The sequence below is a fragment of the Pseudoduganella lurida genome, from assembly GCF_007830455.1.
GTDB lineage: Bacteria > Pseudomonadota > Gammaproteobacteria > Burkholderiales > Burkholderiaceae_D > Rugamonas > Rugamonas lurida.
This window is the reverse complement of the sequence record NZ_VLLB01000002.1, coordinates 43,843-57,431: the sequence shown is the minus strand read 5'-3', so window position 1 is coordinate 57,431 and position 13,589 is coordinate 43,843. Positions and strand designations below refer to the sequence as shown.

The window sequence follows — 13,589 nt, the reverse complement described above, 5'->3', positions numbered from 1 at the left end:
CGCAAGCGTCACGGGGTCTGACCCACAGCGCCGATAGCGCTCGCGCTTGCCGTTGCAGCGATCGCGGGTCTGACCCCAGCAGTTTGCCGGCATCACGGGAGCGCTCGCAAGCTACTGCAGCCAGACCCGCGATGCCGTCGACACTCACCTGCGCGGCAGGCGCCGTGGGTGAGCCCCCGCCACTCTGCCGCCATCGCTTACATCAAACAGCCGCCTTCACTGCGGCCGCTCCGCGGTTCTTCACCCAGTATCCCACGCATAGCGCCAGCAGCCACACGGGAATCAGGTACACCGACAGCCGCAGCGCCGGGGTCATGAACATCACCACCAGCACGGCCGCCAGGAATGCCAGGCACACCCAGTTGGTCAGCGGCGCCAACGGGCTGGGGAAACCGGTGGCCTGGCCGGCGGCGCGCTTGGCGGCGCGGAAGCGCAGGTGGATCCAGCTGATCAGCGCCCAGTTGATGAGCAGTGCCGACACGACCAGGCCCATCAGGAAGCCGAACGCCTGGCCCGGCATCACGTAGTTGACGCACACGCAGACCAGCGTGGCGAGCGCCGAGACGCCCAGCGCCGCCAGTGGCACGCCGCGCCGGTTCACCTTCAGCAGCGCGCGCGGCGCATTGCCCTGGCGCGCCAGGCCGAACAGCATGCGGCTGTTGCAGTAGACGCAGCTGTTGTAGACCGACAGCGCCGCCGTCAGCACGACCACGTTCAGCGCGGCGGCCACCCAGTTGGCATTGAGGGCCTGGAAGATCAGCACGAACGGGCTGCCGCCGGTGACCACCTTCTGCCACGGGTACAGCGACAGCAGCACGGCCAGCGCGCCGATGTAGAAGATCAGGATGCGGTAGATCGCCTGGTTGGTCGCCTTCGGGATGGTGCGCGACGGATCGTCCGCCTCGGCGGCCGTGATGCCCACCAGTTCCAGGCCGCCGAACGAGAACATCAGCACGGGAATCGCCATCACCAGGCCGGCCACGCCGTTCGGGAAGAAGCCGCCGTGCTGCCACAGGTTGGCGACCGTCGCTTCCGGCCCGGCGCCGCCGGAGACCAGCAGCCACAGGCCGAAGCCGATCATGCCCACGATCGCCAGCACCTTGACGATGGCGAACCAGAACTCCATCTCGCCGAACGCCTTCACGTTGCTCAGGCTGATCGCATTGATGATGACGAAGAAGGCCAGCGCGGACACCCACGTCGGCATGTCCGGCCACCAGAACTGCACGTAGATGCCGACGGCGGACAGTTCCGCCATGCTGACCAGCACGTACAGCACCCAGTAGTTCCAGCCCGACAGGAAGCCGGCCAGGCTGCCGCAGTACCTGTCGGCGAAGTGGCTGAACGAGCCGGCCACCGGCTCGTCGACGCACATCTCGCCCAGCTGGCGCATGATCAGGAAGGCGATGATGCCGGCGATGGCATAGCCCAGCAGCACCGACGGCCCGGCCATCTGGATGGTCTGCGCGATGCCGAGGAACAGGCCGGTGCCGATCGCGCCGCCCAGCGCGATCAGCTGGATGTGGCGGCTCTTCAGCCCCCGTTTCAGGTCGTTGTGCGCATGGCGGTGCGCCTTGTCGTCCTGGTGGTGCTCCTGGTGTTCCTGTGCTGCCATGGTCCCCGCCGATCGTGTTCAAAGAGCACGATTCTAGCGTATCGGGGCGGTGGCGGAGACATCGGCGGCACCGCGCCAGCGCGACGGCGGCATGCCGGCCACGCGGGCAAACGCGCGGGTGAAGGCGGCCTCCGATTCGTAGCCCACTGCCAGCGCGATGGCGGCGACGGGGGCGCGGCTCTGCCGCAGCAGTGCGCCGGCGCGCGCCATGCGCCAGCGTGCCAGGTAGCGCGCCGGGGCCGCGCCGACCAGCCGGGCGAAGCGCTCGCAGAAGGCCGAGCGGGACAGGGCCGCCGCGCGCGCCAGCGCGTCGACCGTCCACGGCCGCTGCGGTTCGGCGTGGATCAGCGCCAGCGCGCGGGCGATCTGCCGGTCGCGCAGGCCGGCCAGCCAGCCGGTGGCGCCGTCCGGCAGGCGGGCCGCGTGGCGCCGCACCGTATCGATGAACATGGTCTCGCCCATGCGCTCGGCCAGCGCGCAGGCGCCCGGGCCGGCACCTGCCGACGCCTCGATCGCCTGGCGCATCAGCTGGCGCAGCCAGGCGCCGTCGCCCTCGGCCGGCACATGCAGCATGCGGGGCAGGGCATCGAGCAGCGGATTGAAGGGGCCGTGGTCGCAGCCGAGGAAGCCGCACGCCACGCTGCTGCCGCCATCGGTCGAATCGGGAGGATGCTCGTCGGGACGGGCGGACGCCCCCCATGCGAACGCGCCACCAACGCCCGGCGCGACGGCGAACGGCGTGGCCAACTGCTGCGTGGCGCGCACCCATTCGGGCGAGAAGCGCAGCGGCGGCACGCCGGGCGCGCTGCACAGCAGGTGGGCATCGCCCTGCGGGAACAGCACCACGTCGCCGGGTGCCAGCCGCGCCAACGGCCCGCCCGGCAGGCCGGCCCAGGCGGCGCCGTCGATCAGCACGTGGTAGGCCATCACGTGGCCGGCACCGGGCAGGACCGCTTCGGCGATCTCGACGGCCGGCGGGGCTGCCACGGCCCAGTCGGCGCCGGCGCGCACCGCATAGAACGCGGCGCCGCGCAGGCGGACGGTGCGCAGCACGTCGGACAGCGTGTCGGTCGCCATGGCCGGATTCCTCCCGCTTCAATGCCGGACGATCGGCCAAGCATGAACGACGCGGGAGCAAGCGTCAAGCGGCGGGCCGGGGCAATAATGGGACGCCGCGCGGCACCATCCATCACGCCAATCCACCGAAGGAGCCCATCATGACGCAGACCGCCGAAGCGACCCGTTCCACCGCTGCCACCGCGCCGCCGCCCGACCATGCCGCCATCAAGGCGCGCCAGCAGGCGACATGGGCCAGCGGCGATTTCGCCATCGTCGGCGTGACGCTGCAGATCGTCGGCGAGCAGCTGGCGGAAGCCGCGGACGTGTGCGCCGGCGAACGGGTGCTCGATGTGGCCGCCGGCAACGGCAACGCCACGCTGGCCGCGGCGCGCCGCTTTGCCCATGTCACCTCCACCGACTACGTGCCGGCGCTGCTGGACAAGGGCCGCCGCCGCGCCGAGGCGGAGGGCCTGGACGTGACGTTCCAGGTCGCCGACGCCGAAGCGCTGCCGTTCCCGGATGCGCTGTTCGACTGCACGCTGTCCACCTTCGGCGCCATGTTCGCGCCTGACCAGCGCCGGTGCGCGGCCGAGATGCTGCGCGTGACGAAGCCGGGTGGCCGCATCGCCCTGGCCAGCTGGACGCCGCGCGGCTTCATCGGCCAGATGTTCCGCCTGGTGGGCAGCTACGTGCCGCCGCCGGCCGGGCTGTCGTCACCCGCGCTGTGGGGCGACGAGGCACACCTGCGCGACCTGTTCGGCGATGGCTGCGAGATCCGCTGCACGCGCCGCCAGTTCAACTTCCGCTATGCGTCGGCCGACCACATGGTGCAGGTGTTCCGCGACTTCTACGGGCCGGTACTGAAGGCGTTCGGGGCGCTGGACGACGAGCGCAGGGCGGCGCTGTACCGCGAGATGGTGGTGCTGGCCGACAGCATGAATGCATCGGGGCGGGCCGCGCTCGTGGCGCCGGCCGAATACCTGGAGGCCGTCATCGTGCGGCAGTGACGCAGCGCGGAGGACCAGGCAGGACTGCGGGCGGCCGCATCGGCTATATTGCTGTCTTTGTCCCTCGATCGTCCTCGTGCCGCTGCCCGACAGTTCCCGCCACGCCCGCGCCGTTCCCTGGCTGGTCGCCACCGCCTTCTTCATGGAGATGCTGGACGCGACGGCCATCACCACCTCGCTGCCGCAGATGGCGGCCAGCTTCGGCACGCAGCCGGAACGGCTGTCCGTCGGCCTGTCCGCCTACCTGGTGGCGCTGGCAGCGTTCATTCCGGCCAGCGGCTGGGTGGCCGACCGCTATGGCCCCCGCCGCGTGTTTGCCGGGGCGATCGGCGTGTTCACCTTGGCCTCCTTGCTGTGCGCGCTGTCCGGTTCGCTGGCCGCCTTCACCGCGGCGCGCATCCTGCAGGGCATCGGCGGGGCGCTGATGGTGCCCGTGGGGCGGCTGGCCGTCCTGCGCAGCACGCCGAAGGACCAGCTGGTGCGCGCCATCGCCACCATCACCTGGCCGGGCCTGGCGGCGCCCGTGATCGGTCCGGCACTGGGCGGCTTCATCACCGAGACCTGGAGCTGGCACTGGATCTTCATCGTCAACGTGCCGCTCGGCCTGGTGCTGCTGGGCGCCGCGCTGGCGATCGTGCCGGCCGCCGGCACCGCGCCGCGCCCCTTCGACCTGCCGGGGTTCATCGGCAGCGCGCTCGCCTGCAGCCTGCTGATGATCGGCGTGGAGCTGCCCGGCCATGGCGCGTGGCCGGAGGCGGGCGTGTCGCTGGCGGCCGGCGTCCTGCTGCTATGGTGGTCGGTGCGGCACTTCCGCCGCGCGCCCGCGCCGCTGATGGACCTGCGGCCGATGCGCAACCGCAGCTTCGCCGTCACCGTCTGGGGCGGTTCGCTGGCCCGCATCGCCATCGGCAGCGCGCCGTTCCTGCTGCCGCTGATGCTGCAGCTGGCGTTCGGGCTGCCCGGCACCACGGCCGGCCTGCTGCTGCTCGCGCTGTTCGCGGGGAACCTGTCGATGAAGCCGGGCACGAGCTGGGTGATGCGCCGCTTCGGGCTGAGGACGGTGCTGGTCGCGAACGGCATCCTGCTGGGCGCCGGGTTCGGCCTGTGCGCGCTGCTGCGGGCCGACACGCCGTTTGCCGTCACGGCGGCGCTGCTGTTCTTCTGCGGGATGTCGCGTTCGATGCAGTACACGGCGCTCAATACGCTGGCCTTCGCGGAGATCCCGTCGGAACAGATGACGGGCGCCTCGACGCTGTTTTCCGTGCTGGCGCAGGTCAACGCGGGACTGGGCATTGCGGCCGGCGCGGTGATGCTGCAGGTCGCGGCCATGCTGGGATGGGGCTCGCACGATGCCGCCAGTTTCCGGCTGGCCCTGTGCGCGATGGGGGTGATGGCGGCGCTCAGCATAGTGGACAGCCTGCGGCTGCCGCCGGATGCCGGCGCGCAGGTAACGGGGCACGCCAGCTAAGATGCGACGCTGGCCGGTCGACCGGCCAGCACCTTCCTTACGCGTGCGCTTCCTTCTTCGGCAGCAGCTTCAGCGCGGCGAACGCGGCACCCGCCACGCCCAGCACCATCGCGGCGGTACTGCCCGAGAAGCCCACCGCGGTGTTCTTGGCGATCTTGCCTGCCTGCGGCGTGACGAGCTGCAGGCGGCGGCGCGTCATCTCGGCGCCCAGCTCGCTCAGGCGGTCGCGCGTCATCAGGCGTTCGGCGTCCGGCAGCAGCACGGTTTCTTCGTCGGCCACGTGATGGATCACGTCGCGCATCAGTTCATGGACCAGTTCGTCGTGCTTCGGATCGGTGGCGCTGGTGGCGCGCAGCTGGGCGATCACGCGGCGCATCTCGTTGTGTTCCGGTTCCGATTTCAGCAGCGTCGGGTCGGCCGCTTCAAGCTGGCGCATGGCCGGATAGAACACCTCTTCCTCCAGCGTGGCGTGGATCTCCAGGGCCAGGCAGATGGTTTCGGCCAGCGCCTTCTTCACCTTCGGCTTCTGCGCATTGGTGTACTGGTGGAAGGTGAGCATCGTGTGCGAGTGGTCGAAACGGATCATGTCCGTGATGGTCGGGCTCAGCTTGGCTAGTGAAAACATGGCGCTCTCCTGTTGGTTGATGCGCCATCTTAGCCCTGCCGCCAGTAGGGATACGTAGGAGTACCCCGCACCGGCCTGTCGGCGCACGACGCGAAATGCCCTGGATGCGGCCATATGCCGTTTCATGCCGGGTGGCTCGCTTGCATGATGGCTGGTTACAAAGTGCACACGGCGCCGGTGACTAAGGGTTATAGTGCAGTCGAGACCGCCGAACGGACCCGCCCAGGACTGCCCATGCGCCCCTTCCACCGAGCCCCGACGCGCAAGACGCTACCCATGCAGGGCAGGGGCTGGCGCAGCCGGCGTCCGCTGACGCGCTTCGACGACCTGTTCCAGGACCATCCGCAGCCGATGTGGATCTACGACCTGACAAGCCTGCGCTTCCTGCGCGTGAACGCGGCGGCCTGCCGCCATTACGGCTACACGCAGGCCGAGTTCCTGCGCATGACGATGCATGACATCCGGCCGCCCGCCGCCGAGGGGCAGGGCACGCTCCGCCCCGCGGAACCGTCGGCCGTCCGCACGCACATCCGGCGCGACGGGCTGCCGATCTCCGTGCGCATCTCGTCCCACGCGCTGATCTACGAAGGGCGCCGCGCGCGTCTCGTGTTCGCCCTCGACGTCACCGAGCAGATGACCGCCGAGCAGGAACTGAAGCGCCAGTCGACCCACGATGCGCTGACGGGGCTGCCGAACCGGAACCTGTTCCAGGACCGCCTGGAGCAGGCCATCGCCTACGCCGTGCGCTACGGTCACCAGCTGTGGGTGGTGGTGCTCGACCTCGACAACTTCAAGCTCATCAACGACACGCTCGGCCACGCCAGCGGCGACACGCTGCTACAGACCGTGGCAGCGCGGCTGAGAGCGGCGTTGCGCGAATCCGAGACGGTGGCGCGCCTCGGCGGCGACGAATTCATCCTGCTGCTGCTCGACCAGCCGGCCGGTTCGCTGTCGCACCGCACCGTGCAGGCCGTGCTGGAAGCGGTCAGCGCGCCGATGCGCGTGGATGCCCACGAGCTGGCGCTCACCTGCAGCATGGGCGTGGCCACCTATCCGCGCGATGGCGACAGCGGACCGGCGCTGTTCAAGCATGCCGACATCGCGCTGTACCGGGCCAAGGACGGCGGGCGCAACCAGCTGCAGTTCTATACCAGCGAGATGAATGCGCGTGTCACGGAACGCACGCTGATCGAGGGCCACTTGCGCAATGCCCTGGTACGGCAGGAGTTCGTGCTGTACTTCCAGCCCCGCATCGACTGCGTGTCGGGCCGCGTGGTGGGGCTCGAAGCGCTGCTGCGCTGGCGGCAGCCGGAACTGGGGCTGGTGCCGCCGGACCGCTTCATCGGCGTGGCGGAGGAAACCGGCCGCATCGTCGAGATCGGCGAGTGGGTGCTGTACGAGGCCTGCCGCCAGGTGAAGGCCTGGCAGGATGCCGGCCTGCCGCGGGTGCCGGTGGCGGTCAACGTATCGGCGCGCCAGTTCCGGCAGAGCGGCTTCGTGCAGGAGGTGAATGGCGCGCTGCTGGCCAGCGGACTGGAACCCGCTTACCTGGAGCTGGAGCTGACGGAGTCGCTGATGATGCAGAACGTGGAGGGCGTGGTGGCGGCGATGTGCGAGCTGAAGGAAAGCGGCGTGCGCCTGTCGATCGACGATTTCGGCACCGGCTACTCCAGCCTGTCCTACCTGCGGCGTTTTCCGCTGGACTACCTGAAGATCGACCGCAGCTTCGTGCGCGACATGCTGCACGACGCGCCGGGCGGGGCCATCGTCCGCTCGATGATCACGCTGGGCCACAGCCTGGGCTGCCGGATCATCGCCGAGGGCGTGGAAACGCCCGACCAGCTGGGTTATCTGGCCAGGGAAGGGTGCGACGAAATCCAGGGTTTTCTGTGCAGCCGGCCGGTGCCCGTGGAAATGGCCCAGGTTTTATTGACCGCGGGCGGCTGATTCCTGGTAATCCACCAGGGCATTTTTGAAACGGCTTGTCGATATTCCCCTGACACCAACCGATGATAATCGGCCCGGGAATAATGGCCGAAATACGGGCGCCGAAACTTTTCCGGGGCTCCCATCAATGAAAACGGCGGGCTTCGCGCCCGCCGTTTTCACGACGACGTATTACTCGGGATAAGTGATTATCAGTCGCGAATCTCCAGCGCCCGATTGACCGACAGCGCGGCCAGCGAACCGACGGCGCCGGACAGCAGATACAGGCTGACATAACCCATGCCGAAATTGGCCGACAGGCCCAGTGCCACCAGCGGTGCGAAGGCGGCACCGGCCAGCCAGGCCAGATCCGACGTCAGCGCGGCGCCGGTATAACGGTGGCGCGGCGAGAAATTGGCCGTCACCGCGCCGGCCGCCTGGCCGTACGACAGGCCCAGCAGGGCGAAGCCGACCAGGATGAAGATGTTCTGGCCCGCTTCGCCGCCCTGCATCAGCGACGGCACGAAGCCGGAGAAGATGGCGATCAGCGCGGCCAGCGTGCCCAGCGTGGTGCGGCGGCCGAAGCGGTCGGCGATCAGGCCGGACAGCACGGTGCCCACGATGGCCAGCGCGGCGCCCCACATCTGCAGCACCAGGAAGTCGTCCAGCGGACGGGTGGAATACAGCTGCACCCACGACAGCGGGAACACCGTCACCAGGTGGAACAGCGCGTAGCTGGCCAGCGCGGCGAGGGCGCCGATCAGCACGTTGCGGCCCTGCGTGCGGCCCAGTTCGGTCACCGAGGTCGGTTCCAGCTCGCGCTCGTCCAGCAGGCGGGAGTATTCAGGCGTGGACACCAGGCGCAGGCGGGCGAACAGCGCCACCACGTTGATGGCGAAGGCCACGAAGAACGGGAAGCGCCAGCCCCAGTCGAGGAAGTCCAGCGCCGACAGGTTGGCCAGCATGTAAGCGAAGATGCCGGCGGCGATGATGAAGCCGACCGGCGCGCCCAGCTGGCCCAGCATGGCGTACCAGCCGCGCTTGTTGTGCGGGGCGTTCAGCGCCAGCAGCGACGGCAGGCCGTCCCACGAGCCGCCCTGGGCCACGCCCTGGCCGACGCGGAACAGCGCCAGCAGGATCAGCGCCGTCGTGCCCGAGTTGGCATAGGAGGGCAGGAAGGCGATGCCGACCGTGGAGCAGCCCAGCAGGAACAGCGCGCCGGTCAGCTTCGCTTCGCGCGAGTAGCGCTGCTGCACCCACATGAAGAACAGCGTGCCGAACGGGCGCGCGATGAAGGCAAACGAGAACACCACGAAGGAATACAGGATCGCGTTCAGGCGGTCTTCGAACGGGAAGAACAGCGAAGGAAACACGAGCACCGAGGCAATTGCGTACACGAAGAAATCGAAATATTCCGACGCTCGGCCAATTACCACACCGACCGCAATTTCGCCAGGGTGGATTTCGCCGTCGCGCGCATTAATGTTGCGTGCGCCGCTGCTGGTGGGACTTGACTGATAATTCGCCGGGATGTTGCCGTCAAAAGGTGTCGTGGTTGCCATTTTCGTCTCTCTGTCGTGTGTGCACAGGTTCATGCGAAAGCATAGGAACGGTATTGAACACTCGGCTGAATCCCGGTCTGGCACCGATTTACTCACCTGTTACCACAGTTAATGCCAGCGGGGGTGAGACAAAGTGTCCAATTCCATTTCGCATACCTGTGACGGTACAGTAGCATGTTCTCAATCCTCTGTAGCGCACATAACTTAATGAAACGATCAATTGTTCGCATGGGACTTGGTCTTCTCCCCCTGCTGTGGCTCTCGGGCTGCAACACGGTGGTGTTGAATCCGTCCGGTGACATCGCGGCGCAGCAGGCCCATCTGGTAATGGTTTCCGTCTACCTGATGCTGCTGATCGTCGTTCCCGTCATCTTCCTGACGCTGTTCTTCGCATGGCGTTATCGTCAAGGCAACACGACGGCCAAGTACGATCCCGACTGGGACCACTCCACCAAGCTGGAACTGGTGATCTGGGGCGTGCCGCTGCTGCTCATCATCGTCCTGGGCCTGATCACCTGGATCAGCACCCACCTGCTCGACCCTTACCGTCCGCTGCAGCGCCTGGACGAGAAGCGGCCGATCCCCGCCGGCATGCAGCCGATGGAAGTGCAGGTCGTGGCGCTCGACTGGAAATGGCTGTTCATCTATCCGGAGCAGGGCATCGCCACGGTCAATGAACTGGCCACGCCGATCGACCGTCCGGTGAAGTTCCGCATCACGGCATCTTCCGTCATGAACGCGTTCTACATTCCGGCCATGGCCGGCATGATCTACGCAATGCCATCGATGGAAACGCAGCTGAACGCGGTCATGAACAAGGTGGGCACGTATGACGGCTTCTCGTCGAACTACAGCGGCGCCGGCTTCACGCACATGAAGTTCAAGTACCACGCCATGACGGACGGCGACTTCCAGGCCTACGTGGCCAAGGTCAAGGCCGGTGGCGGCGCACTGAACCGTGCCGACTACATGCAGCTGGCCAAGCCGAGCGAGAAGGATCCGGTGCGTCGCTACGCGGCCGTCGACGGCGGGCTGTACGACGCCATCGTCAACCTGTGCGTCGAGCCGGGCACGAAGTGCATGGCCCACATGATGCACGAGGATGCGCACCGCAACGCCGCTGCCCACGCGCACAAGGAAGCCCGTGCCAAGGGTGCCGACGAGGTCGCGCGCCTGGCGCAGGCCGAAGCGGAAATCTGCGTGACGCCTGCCGACAAGAACACTATTTCCATGAAGAGTAACAATGCAAGCGCCAACTGAAACCGATCTGATCTTCGGCCGGCTGAGCTGGGAAGCGATTCCGTTCCATGAGCCGATCCTGCTGGCCACGTTCGCCGGTGTCGCCCTGGGCGGTATCGGCCTGCTGGCCGCCCTGACGTATTTCCGCGTCTGGGGCAATCTGTGGCGGAACTGGATCACCAGTATCGACCACAAGAAAATCGGGATCATGTACATGATCCTGGGTCTCATCATGCTGCTGCGCGGCTTCGCCGACGCGCTGATGATGCGTGCCCAACAGTCCATCGCCTTCGGCGACAATGCCGGCTTCCTGCCGCCGCACCACTACGACCAGGTCTTCACCGCCCACGGCGTGATCATGATCTTCTTCGTGGCGATGCCGCTGGTGACGGGCCTGATGAACTACGTGGTGCCGCTGCAGATCGGCGCGCGCGACGTGGCCTTCCCGTTCCTGAACAACTTCTCGTTCTGGATGACCGCCATGGGCGCCGTGCTGGTGATGGCCTCCCTGTTCGTGGGTGAATTCGCCCGTACCGGCTGGCTCGCTTACCCGCCGCTGTCCGGCATCCTCGCGTCGCCCGATGTCGGGGTGGACTACTACATCTGGTCATTGCAGGTGGCCGGGGTCGGCACCTTGCTGTCCGGCGTGAACCTGATCGTCACCATCGTCAAGATGCGTGCGCCGGGCATGGAAATGATGAAGATGCCGGTGTTCACGTGGACCGCGCTGGCCACCAACATCCTGATCGTGGCCGTGTTCCCGATCCTGACCGTCACGCTGGCCATGCTGTCGATGGACCGCATGCTGGGCATGCACTTCTTCACCAACGAGCTGGGCGGCAACGCCATGCTGTACGTGAACCTGATCTGGATCTGGGGCCACCCGGAGGTGTACATCCTGATCCTGCCCTGCTTCGGCATCTTCTCGGAAGTCGTGTCGACGTACTGCTCGAAGCGCCTGTTCGGCTACACCTCGATGGTGTACGCGACCTGCGTGATCATGATCCTGTCCTACCTCGTGTGGCTGCACCACTTCTTCACGATGGGTTCCGGTGCGAGCGTCAACTCGTTCTTCGGCATCACGACGATGATCATCTCGATCCCGACGGGCGCCAAGCTGTTCAACTGGCTGTTCACGATGTACCGCGGCCGGATCCGCTTCGAACTGCCGATGATGTGGACCATCGCATTCATGGTCACCTTCACGATCGGCGGCATGACGGGCGTGATGCTGGCGATCCCGCCGGCCGACTTCGTGCTGCACAACTCGCTGTTCCTGATCGCCCACTTCCACAACGTGATCATCGGCGGCGTGCTGTTCGGCCTGTTCGCGGGCATCAACTACTGGTTCCCGAAAGCGTTCGGCTACAAGCTGGACGAATTCTGGGGCAAGGTCTCGTTCTGGCTGTGGGTGATCGGCTTCTACGTCGCCTGGATGCCGGTGTACGCGCTGGGCTTCATGGGCATCACGCGCCGCCTGAACCACTTCGAGGATCCTGCGCTGCAGCCTTACTTCGTGGTCGCCTTCATCGGCGTGGTGATGATCGCCGGCGGTATCGGCGCGATGCTGATGCAGTTCTTCGTGTCGTTCATGCGCCGCAAGCAGCTGCGCGACGTGACGGGCGACCCATGGGGCGGCCGTACGCTGGAATGGTCGACGTCGTCGCCACCGCCGGACTACAACTTCGCGTTCACCCCGGTCGTGCATGACAACGATACGTGGGCCGACATGAAGAAGAACGGCTACCAGCGTCCGCTGAAGGACTTCGTTGCCATCCACATGCCGTCGAACACGGGTGCGGGCTTCATCATCGCCGCGCTGTCGGCCGTGATCGGCTTCGCCATGATCTGGCACATGTGGGCACTCGTGGTCGTGGCGTTCCTCGCGATCCTGACGGCCATCATCGTCCACACGTTCAACTACAAGCGCGACTACTACATCACGGCGGAAGAAGTCACCCGCACGGAAGAGCGCCACACCGCACTGCTGGGAAGCCATGTCTGATATCCACGTAACCTCTGTCAACGGCGGCGCCCTGGGCGCCGACCCGGGCGCGCGCTATCTGGTGCGCGAACACCATCCGGAAAACGGCACCATGCTGGGATTCTGGATCTACCTGATGAGCGACTGCCTCATCTTCGCGATGCTGTTCGCCGTGTACGCCGTGATCGGCCGCAATTACGCGGGCGGTCCGGGCGGCGCCGAACTGTTCGACCTGCCGCTGGTGGCGATGAACACGGCGTTCCTGCTGTTCTCGTCGATCACCTACGGCTTCGCGATGCTGCGCGCCAAGGTGAAGGACAAGTCCGGCACGCTGATCTGGCTGGGCATCACGGGCCTGTTCGGCGTGGCCTTCCTGTCGCTGGAGATTTACGAGTTCCTGCACCTGATCCACGAAGGCGCCGGTCCGCAGCGCAGCGCGTTCCTGACGGCGTTCTTCTCGCTGGTCGGCACGCACGGCCTGCACGTCACGTTCGGCGTCATCTGGCTCGTCACGCTGATGGTGCAGATCTCGAAGCACGGCCTGCATCCGGCCAACCTGCGCCGCCTGAACTGCCTGTCGCTGTTCTGGCACTTCCTGGACGTGATCTGGATCGGCGTGTTCACCTTTGTCTACCTGATGGGAGTCCTGCCATGAGCGACCACAATCACCACGGTCACCACGGCCACGCGCACCACGACGACCACGGTCACGGCGACCACGACGCCCATCACGATGGCTCGGCCATCCACGGCTCGATGCGCGATTACGTGATCGGCTTCGTGCTGGCCGTGATCCTCACCGCCATCCCGTTCTGGCTCGTGATGAACAACGTGATCAAGGATTCGGCCACCGCCGGCTTCGTGCTGCTGGGCTTTGCCGTCGTGCAGATCGTCGTCCACATGGTCTACTTCCTGCACATGAACTCGAAGTCCGAGGGCGGCTGGAACATGCTGGCGCTGCTGTTCACGATCATCACCGTCGTCATCGCGATGGCCGGTTCGATCTGGGTCATGTTCCACATGAACCACAACATGATGCCGACCATGCCGACCGCACCTGAGGGCAATACGCCCCAGCAGATGCACGACATGCCCATGTAAGGA

Annotated in this window: 11 protein-coding genes; 7 read left to right on the top strand and 4 right to left on the bottom strand. The window is 66.6% G+C overall.

Annotated features, from left to right (window positions below; all coding sequences use genetic code 11):
• Positions 1-202 precede the first annotated feature (202 nt).
• Positions 203-1,615 carry an amino acid permease gene (locus IP91_RS07065; protein WP_145648105.1) on the bottom strand — a complete coding sequence of 471 codons (1,413 nt, stop codon included), beginning with the start codon at positions 1,613-1,615 and terminating at the stop codon, positions 203-205.
• A 33-nt stretch (positions 1,616-1,648) separates the two neighbouring features.
• Positions 1,649-2,692, bottom strand: a complete 1,044-nt coding sequence (locus IP91_RS07060; RefSeq protein WP_145648104.1) for an AraC family transcriptional regulator — start codon at positions 2,690-2,692, stop codon at positions 1,649-1,651.
• Positions 2,693-2,832: 140 nt separating this feature from the next.
• Between IP91_RS07060 and IP91_RS07055 the strand changes: the two genes are divergently transcribed.
• Positions 2,833-3,681 (top strand): class I SAM-dependent methyltransferase, encoded by an 849-nt coding sequence (locus IP91_RS07055; RefSeq protein WP_145648103.1) that lies wholly within the window; start codon positions 2,833-2,835, stop codon positions 3,679-3,681.
• A 76-nt stretch (positions 3,682-3,757) separates the two neighbouring features.
• Positions 3,758-5,149 carry an MFS transporter gene (locus IP91_RS07050; protein WP_229474050.1) on the top strand — a complete coding sequence of 464 codons (1,392 nt, stop codon included), beginning with the start codon at positions 3,758-3,760 and terminating at the stop codon, positions 5,147-5,149.
• Between the two features lie 37 nt (positions 5,150-5,186).
• On the opposite strand, the gene IP91_RS07045 is transcribed toward IP91_RS07050, so the two are convergent.
• Positions 5,187-5,774, bottom strand: coding sequence for a hemerythrin domain-containing protein (locus tag IP91_RS07045; protein ID WP_145648102.1), 588 nt, complete (start codon positions 5,772-5,774; stop codon positions 5,187-5,189).
• Positions 5,775-6,008: 234 nt separating this feature from the next.
• Here IP91_RS07045 and IP91_RS07040 point away from each other — a divergent pair, with 234 nt between their 5' ends.
• Positions 6,009-7,721 (top strand): putative bifunctional diguanylate cyclase/phosphodiesterase, encoded by a 1,713-nt coding sequence (locus IP91_RS07040; protein ID WP_229474048.1) that lies wholly within the window; start codon positions 6,009-6,011, stop codon positions 7,719-7,721.
• 191 nt (positions 7,722-7,912) lie between these two features.
• On the opposite strand, the gene IP91_RS07035 is transcribed toward IP91_RS07040, so the two are convergent.
• On the bottom strand, positions 7,913-9,262 hold the full coding sequence (locus IP91_RS07035; RefSeq protein WP_145648100.1) for an MFS transporter: 1,350 nt from the start codon (positions 9,260-9,262) through the stop codon (positions 7,913-7,915).
• 207 nt (positions 9,263-9,469) lie between these two features.
• Between IP91_RS07035 and cyoA the strand changes: the two genes are divergently transcribed.
• The 4 genes from cyoA to cyoD are packed head-to-tail and all read left to right on the top strand — an operon-like array spanning position 9,470 to position 13,586.
• A complete protein-coding gene (cyoA, locus tag IP91_RS07030; protein ID WP_145648099.1) occupies positions 9,470-10,522 on the top strand; it encodes a ubiquinol oxidase subunit II in 1,053 nt (350 codons plus the stop codon).
• Positions 10,506-12,506, top strand: a complete 2,001-nt coding sequence (cyoB, locus tag IP91_RS07025) for a cytochrome o ubiquinol oxidase subunit I (protein WP_145648098.1) — start codon at positions 10,506-10,508, stop codon at positions 12,504-12,506. The genes cyoA and cyoB overlap by 17 nt, the downstream gene beginning before the upstream one ends.
• Positions 12,499-13,140, top strand: coding sequence for a cytochrome o ubiquinol oxidase subunit III (gene cyoC / locus IP91_RS07020; RefSeq protein WP_145648097.1), 642 nt, complete (start codon positions 12,499-12,501; stop codon positions 13,138-13,140). The genes cyoB and cyoC overlap by 8 nt, the downstream gene beginning before the upstream one ends.
• Positions 13,137-13,586, top strand: a complete 450-nt coding sequence (cyoD, locus tag IP91_RS07015; protein WP_145648096.1) for a cytochrome o ubiquinol oxidase subunit IV — start codon at positions 13,137-13,139, stop codon at positions 13,584-13,586. Before cyoC ends, cyoD begins: the two co-directional genes overlap by 4 nt.
• The last annotated feature ends 3 nt before the right edge of the window (positions 13,587-13,589 follow it).